Here is a 7,078-nt window from a genome sequence, read left to right as displayed (position 1 = left end):
TGGTGGTCAATTTGCTCCGGAATTAGGTGGTCAGTTTGCTCCGGAACGGGTGGTCAATTTACTCCGGAATTAGGTGGTCAAATTGACCGGTTTTTCCACAGTATCAGAAATAATCCTAGATTTAGGACAACGTGATTTTAATTTATTCACTGAAGTTCTATTTGAACTGATGAAGTACGATTTCGCTGGGAGATTATATTTCGGAAGGATAATTTCCAATCTGACATACGATAATGACAAAATCAATTTGTTGAAATCAGTTTTTAAGACATCACAAAACGAGAGTTATTATTTGATGGAAATGTTCACGAGAGTCCCAAAGGATTTTTTAACAGTTAATGATTATAATCATCTGCTTAAAGTGGTCTCTGAACCAGATAATAAAAACGTATGGATTTTAGATCATATGATAAGGAGAATGCCGGAAATGGATATAGAAGCAGCCATTGAAATTCCAAAAGTATTAGGCGTAATTATTTCAAAGATTGGCAAGGTTGCCTATATAAATCTGCATTGCGATTTTTTTAAGGTCATTCATGAAAATTACAGTGAAATATTTGCTGACAACCTAAATATTTTAGAAAAAATATATCTCTATTTTGATGATCAAGGTAGACACTTTGACTATGACTTGAACGTGCTCAAGATTATTTTATCCTACAATGCTAACTTCATTACCGATTTATTAAAATATAGCCTCGATGAAAAAGATTATCTGTCACGACGTGATTTTAATGATAATGATTTTAAGAAGTTGTGGGATTTGGATAACAATGTGCTCATATTCGATAATATGATCAACTACCTTGTAAATTTTAAAAGTGTTTTTGTTCACGGTGCATCAGAATTTTCAAAAGCATTTAGAGGCAATAACCATAAAGAAATTGAATTTTTACAAAACAAGATAATTACAACTCAAGATAATAAAATGATTGAATTAATATTCAACATTGTAACTACCATTTATAGAGATAAAATGCTTGATTTTCTAAAAATAATTTTAGAGAAAGGTTGTGATATAGAACTATTTAAAAGGCTTGATTTTTACACTTCAGCTGGAGTAACAATGGGAAGTAGGTTGCCAAACATACAATTTGAATTAACTCAATATGAAAAAGTTTTAAAGTTTCTAAATGATCAGAAAGATATTAAATACCTTGAATTTATTGAACTATTGGAAAGAAACATAATGTATGCGAAAATGAGTATTGAAAGGGAAAGAAAAGAAGAATTCGTTAGTGAATGGGATTAAAAAAAAATAATGGAAAAGAAAATTAGAACTAAAATTCCTCAAGTAAGCAAAGTTAGAGCAATTCTTCAGCAAGAAATAAATTCCAAATGTCCATTTTGTAGTAATACAGATGTTGGACATTTAGAAATACATCATATTGATGAAAATCCAAATAATAATAAAGTAGATAATTTGCTTTTGCTTTGTCCAACCTGCCATTCCAAAATAACTAAGAAGGATATTCTTATTGACGAGGTTTTAAAAGTGAAGCAGAATAAAACTAGTACAAATTATAATATCCAATTTGTTTCAGTTACAATTGACAATGAAAATTGTGGTTGGGAACAATATGAAAATATTCCCAATGCTTTTCAAGTTGTAAAATTCAAATCCTTATTTCCTATCTTAAATTTCAGTTTTATAAATAACTCTGATAAAACAATTTTACTGACTAATATTATATTAACAAATGAACGTTTACCAATAGGTCTTTCTGGTCTAGATACTCCGTTGCCAAATATTTTAAGACCATTAATAAAATATCAAATTAAATTACCAAATAACAAGGAAACTGTAAATACTATATTGGAAGATGAAATAGAAATTCCACAAGGAAGGGCTTTCAAATTTCAAGTTGAATTATATGCCGAAAGTATGGATTTATTTAAACCTACACACAAGTATGCTCTTGATTTTAAATTTGGTTTCAATAATGATTTTTATATTGATATTCCAATAATTTTATTGAATTCAAAAAAATATTATAATAGGTTACAACATGTTGGATTAAGTTAAAATATAGAATCAAAAACAATTAGAGTAAAATGAAACTAGTAGCAATTTGGGTTGAAGATTATATGAAAATTAAAAATCAAGGTTTTAATTTTGGAGGTAGAAATACTTACGAATTCAATTTTGACCAAGAGAAAAGAATTTTAAATGTAAGTATTCAGAATACAGATGATTATTACGACTTATTTAGTAATTCTGAAATAATAAATATATCTGGAATAATAGGTATAAATGGTTCAGGAAAAAGTTCTTTATTAAAATTAATAAATGTAATTGCTGCTGAAAAACCATTAGTAAATAATGTGGTTGTCATTATTGAAAATGAAGAAGATAACTCATATGAAATAATTGATTATGTTAGCACATTTTTCCATTTTGGAAAAAAACAAGCTATTAACATTTCACTTCCTAAGAAAGGAATATTCTCTGAAGAAAATGGTAAAATAATCAAAAAGAAAAACATAAACCCTTTTAAAGAAATTGATTTAATTTTTTATTCAAATTTAAGTTCAAACCAAAACGTAAACTACTTAGGATTAGACAATCCTTTAGACCGTTCGGTTGATTATCAGTTACGCCAATCACTTTCACCTAGTAAGGTGTCTGAATATTTAAAAGATTACAATAAGAAGAAGGAAGGCAAAGAAACGTATTTACTTTTAGAAGAAAGCTTCAATTTACAATCTATATATCAGAATGAAAGATTAGAAAGAATGGTCAGTTTTCTTTCTGATAGTATTGAAAATCAATTTTCAATTATAGGAGATATTAAATTTCCAGAAAAAATAACAATATGGTTCAATGAAAATATTTTTCCTGAGACAATTAAATTGATAGATAAATCTGAATATGATTTTAATAGATTAGTAGAAATATCTAAACACTGTTTTAAATTATATAACGAAGAAGGAAACTTTAAAGAAAAATTAAAAAAAGGAATTATATTCCACTATTTATTTTTCTCCTTTTATAACGATTTTTTTAAACGAACTGGTGAACTTAGATACTTAGAGAATCTATCAACATTTGTTAAATCACTTCCTTTAGATGATAATATTTTTAATTCTATATACGAATACTTAATTACGCACAAAAGCCAAACACAAAATCATGAAATTGATAAAATAAATGATTTATTAAACAATTTAGATGTCTTACTTGAAAACATTGAAATATCTGAATCTAAAGAGTTTTTTGGTAATGGAAATTTTGAATTATCAATAAACAAGTATTTGTGGAACTTTTTAAAAGAAATACTTCTAATAACAGATTTCAAATCAGAAGCTGTAATAAATTATAGTATTACACCATTTAGTTCAGGTGAAGACGCAATCTTATATCAATTATCAGAATTTCACGAAGCATTTAAGCATTCTAAGAAGGAAAATATAATCATAAGTATTGATGAAGGAGAATTATATTTACATCCCGAGTGGCAAAGAAAATACATTAATACCCTATATCAATTCTTTCAACATTATGGCAAGAAATATGATAAAAGGATCCAAATAATTATTACTTCTCATTCTCCTTTTATAGTTTCAGATATTCCAAAATACAATTTAATTTTCTTAACAAAAGATGAATTTGGGAATTGTAAAGTTTCAAAATCAGAAAATCATTTACCAACTCTTGGAGGAAATATTTTTGAACTTTTCAATGATGGTTTTTATGTTAAGGAGTTCATTAGTGAATTTGCCTTTGATAAAATCAATCAAGCAATAAAGTTTCTTAATAATCAAGAATCAGACTTTAAAAATATTCTTGAAGTTGAGAATTTTAATAAACTAATTGGAGAATTGTTAATTCGGGATGAGATTCAAAAAATGATTGATTTTCAAAAAATGAAAAATTTTGATGAATATTATGAGCTTATCAAAATTGGTATAAAAAACAATAACGAAACGAATTAAGATGATTAGTGTCCATTATTCAAATTACAAATCTTTTTTAGAAACTCATTCAGAATCTATTTTGGACTATTGCAATACAACAGCTGTAAAATATAGTACTAAAAAAATAGACCGTTTGATAAAACACTATTTTGAAGGATTTATCAATGATTTTGAGGATTTGTTAAAAGCTAGTCCTCAAAAATTATATGAAATTAAAGCTTATTTTGATACACTACCTTTAGCTTATAGAAAACTGATCAACGAAGATTTTGACCTCGAAACGCTGTATGCTTATTTTATTGATGGTAACTATGAAAATAAGAAGCTTGGTATTAAATACTCCTCTTCATATTTAGCAGATAATTTAGATATTTTTGCTTGCCCATATTGTAACGAAAATTTCACATATTCATTTAGGTACAAACCAGGTGTAAATCCAGTTAGAAGAACATTTGATTGGGATCATATCTATTCTAAAACAGATTATCCGTTTTTGGCTATTTCATTCTTTAATTTAGTACCATGTTGTAAACCTTGTAATTTTATTAAAAAACATCAAAATGTAGATTTTTTTAATCCTCATCTTAATGTCAATGTTAATAATTCCTATTTTTTTCTATTAAATCCAATTGGAGCAAGTTTTATTACAGATACGAGTAAATTAGAATTGAATTTAGTTCTAATTAAAAATAAATACAAAGAAGAATTCAAAAAATCTATAGAAACTATAGGTTTGCTTGATAGATATAGGTCTCATAAAGAAATAATAAAAGATATTCTCAATAAACAAAGAATGTACCCATTAAGTTATATAAGTGCTATTAGCAATCAAATACCTCTAGCAAACAAACCTAAATTAAGTCAATTGAGAGCAACACTTTATGGAACTAATTTCAATCATCAATATTATTATAAAAGACCATTTTCAAAGTTAACTTTTGATATTTTAAACTATACAAAACCTTAATTATTTTGTAATATTATGAAAATCTAATATTGTACCAACTCTCCGAAGTATGGAATTTCGGAGTTTTTAAAACTATACTTACAGTACAAACGATTCTACAAATACGGACCTATCTCATTATCTCATTCAGCTGCACAAAAATCGCTACTAGTCCAAGTATTCCTAGCATCAATTCTTTGTTTGCTTCATTTTGCTAATTACATTTCTAATTATATCTTAGTTTATTGTTTAATAAAACGATAAGACTACCTAATCCAATTAAAAAGTTAATGTTAATCTTTACCTTAGCAAGGTAATAATTTAACCATAAGCACCTGTATATGAATAACAAAATAGGAAGGAATGATCCTTGCCCATGTGGGTCTGGTAAGAAAAATAAAAAATGTCATAATGTAGACAGGTGGTCAACAATTGTATCTAATAAAAACGAACACCATATAAGTATTACAGAAGAATATATAAAAACACACGAGTCAAAACACCTTCTTAATGAAATAATTTCCCTGCAACTTTTGCCTGAGAATCACGGTAAGAATATACGAATTGAAGAATTAGCTATACTTGTAGCCACAAATTTAAATAACAGGAAAGAGAAAGATATCAAAAGACTTTATGATTCAATCAGGAAAGAGTATTTCGGCAATCATAATGAGGATCCAGCAGAGAATATGTTTTCCGAAAGTATAATTTTCTATGGCGGTAATTATACAGTTTTTCCTGGAATAGCATTAGAACCAGTAGAAATTTTCAGGAATCTAACTCAAATAATTTTCAACACCACCATTAAACTTCCCGATGCTTTTAGGGCACAGGTCTATCAGGGTATTACCTTGCTTTTATACTTAGGTCAGGAGCTAGCTACTAAAGCTGGAATTAAAGGAAATGCAGACTGTCAAAGAGAATCACAAGAGTTAATTCATTTTAATAAAGAAGCAGATTTTTCTATTTCAAAAACTGAATTAATTAAAATTTGTAGTTTGATTCAAATCAGCCCCGAAATAATTAATGATTTCATCATTTCCCCAGATGATAGCCGTTTTCAAGATTACGATCCTCAATTTAATCCATTATTATTCTACCCTATAGTAGAGTTTAATAATGAGTATTTTTTTCTTTTAATATCAAATCAAGTTAATGCTTTAAATGAATACATTTTAAGATTAGCAAAACAATATGGTTGCGAAAAGGATTTACTATTAGCCTATCAAGAAGAAATTTGGGCTGAGGTAAGAATAGCTTGCAATAAAATGGGATGGGTAGAAACTGATATTGAACTCTCTGAAGATAAAACTGATATAGGCTTTAAAGAAGCTATTCTCCATTTTGATAATAATCGATTAGCTTATGTTTCATTGCAGACTCCTTCTGAATTGTCAGATTCATTCAGTTACCAATCTGCAAATAATCGAGAAAACTCACATCAGCGTTTAACAAAAGTAATTACAGAATTAAAAAACCGCCCTAAACTTTCAGACTGCAAGTTTCTAACCGTAAGTTTATATGATTCTATTGGAAGATTTTTCATGGGAGCAATGCATAAGCCTCAAGAACGAGAACTCAAGTTGTCATTTTCAGCATTCAACTTCATTTCACTTACTGAGGGTGAAGATTGGGAACAATTGAGTTTGTGGAAATTTGCAAAAGCAGCAGATATTTTTCTTAGTAAAACTCGTAGCATGTCATCAATGATTGATATCTATAATATTTATAAATCAAAGGGTCAGGGTTTCTATTTTTCAGACAACGTAAGACCCGATTATACGATGTTAGTTCCTGGGGAAGGTAGCGAACTAATAAGACAAACAAAGTTAAAAGCAAATTATCATGCAACAAAAATCAAAATTGATGAAGAGATTGCATTTATGCCCGTTACACGGATTGCAGACTTTGCACCTATCTACAAGCCTACTAGGCACATTGGTTATTTTTTGCAGGTACTGGAAACTTTTACCTTTCCAATATGGATAACAAACAGACAGATTACGAAAAATTCTATGGTACCTGCAATACGTCTTTACGCAGATGCAATAGCATTTTGGCTACATAAATTTTATAAATCTCTTAGTGGTTATTTCAATCAAATTGGCTCTAATCTGCAAATTCCGGTTATATTGATCACCCCATTCCGTTTTAAAGTGAGCACCTGATTCCAGTTCAAAATGACCACCTAATTCCGGTGCAAAGTGAGCACCT

At 28.3% G+C, this 7,078-nt stretch carries 5 protein-coding genes; all 5 read left to right on the top strand.

The features are described from left to right. Positions 1–169: 169 nt before the first annotated feature. The gene (locus FLACHUCJ7_RS25145) at positions 170–1,252 is read left to right on the top strand and encodes a hypothetical protein (protein ID WP_219634179.1); all 1,083 of its coding nucleotides are present in this window, start codon (positions 170–172) and stop codon (positions 1,250–1,252) included. Between the two features lie 9 nt (positions 1,253–1,261). Further along, on the top strand, positions 1,262–2,026 hold the full coding sequence (locus tag FLACHUCJ7_RS25140) for an HNH endonuclease signature motif containing protein (protein ID WP_180910972.1): 765 nt from the start codon (positions 1,262–1,264) through the stop codon (positions 2,024–2,026). A 29-nt stretch (positions 2,027–2,055) separates the two neighbouring features. After that, positions 2,056–3,936: an AAA family ATPase gene (locus tag FLACHUCJ7_RS25135; protein WP_180910971.1), complete on the top strand. Its 1,881-nt coding sequence runs from the start codon at positions 2,056–2,058 to the stop codon at positions 3,934–3,936. Between the two features lies 1 nt (position 3,937). Then, the gene (locus tag FLACHUCJ7_RS25130) at positions 3,938–4,885 is read left to right on the top strand and encodes a hypothetical protein (protein WP_180910970.1); all 948 of its coding nucleotides are present in this window, start codon (positions 3,938–3,940) and stop codon (positions 4,883–4,885) included. A 320-nt stretch (positions 4,886–5,205) separates the two neighbouring features. Continuing rightward, positions 5,206–7,032, top strand: a complete 1,827-nt coding sequence (locus tag FLACHUCJ7_RS25125) for a YecA family protein (RefSeq protein ID WP_180910969.1) — start codon at positions 5,206–5,208, stop codon at positions 7,030–7,032. Positions 7,033–7,078 lie beyond the last annotated feature (46 nt).

The organism is Flavobacterium salmonis (assembly GCF_903819435.1).
Classification (GTDB): domain Bacteria; phylum Bacteroidota; class Bacteroidia; order Flavobacteriales; family Flavobacteriaceae; genus Flavobacterium; species Flavobacterium chungangense.
The sequence above is the reverse complement of the archived record's forward strand: the minus strand, read 5'-3'. Positions and strand labels throughout refer to the sequence as shown.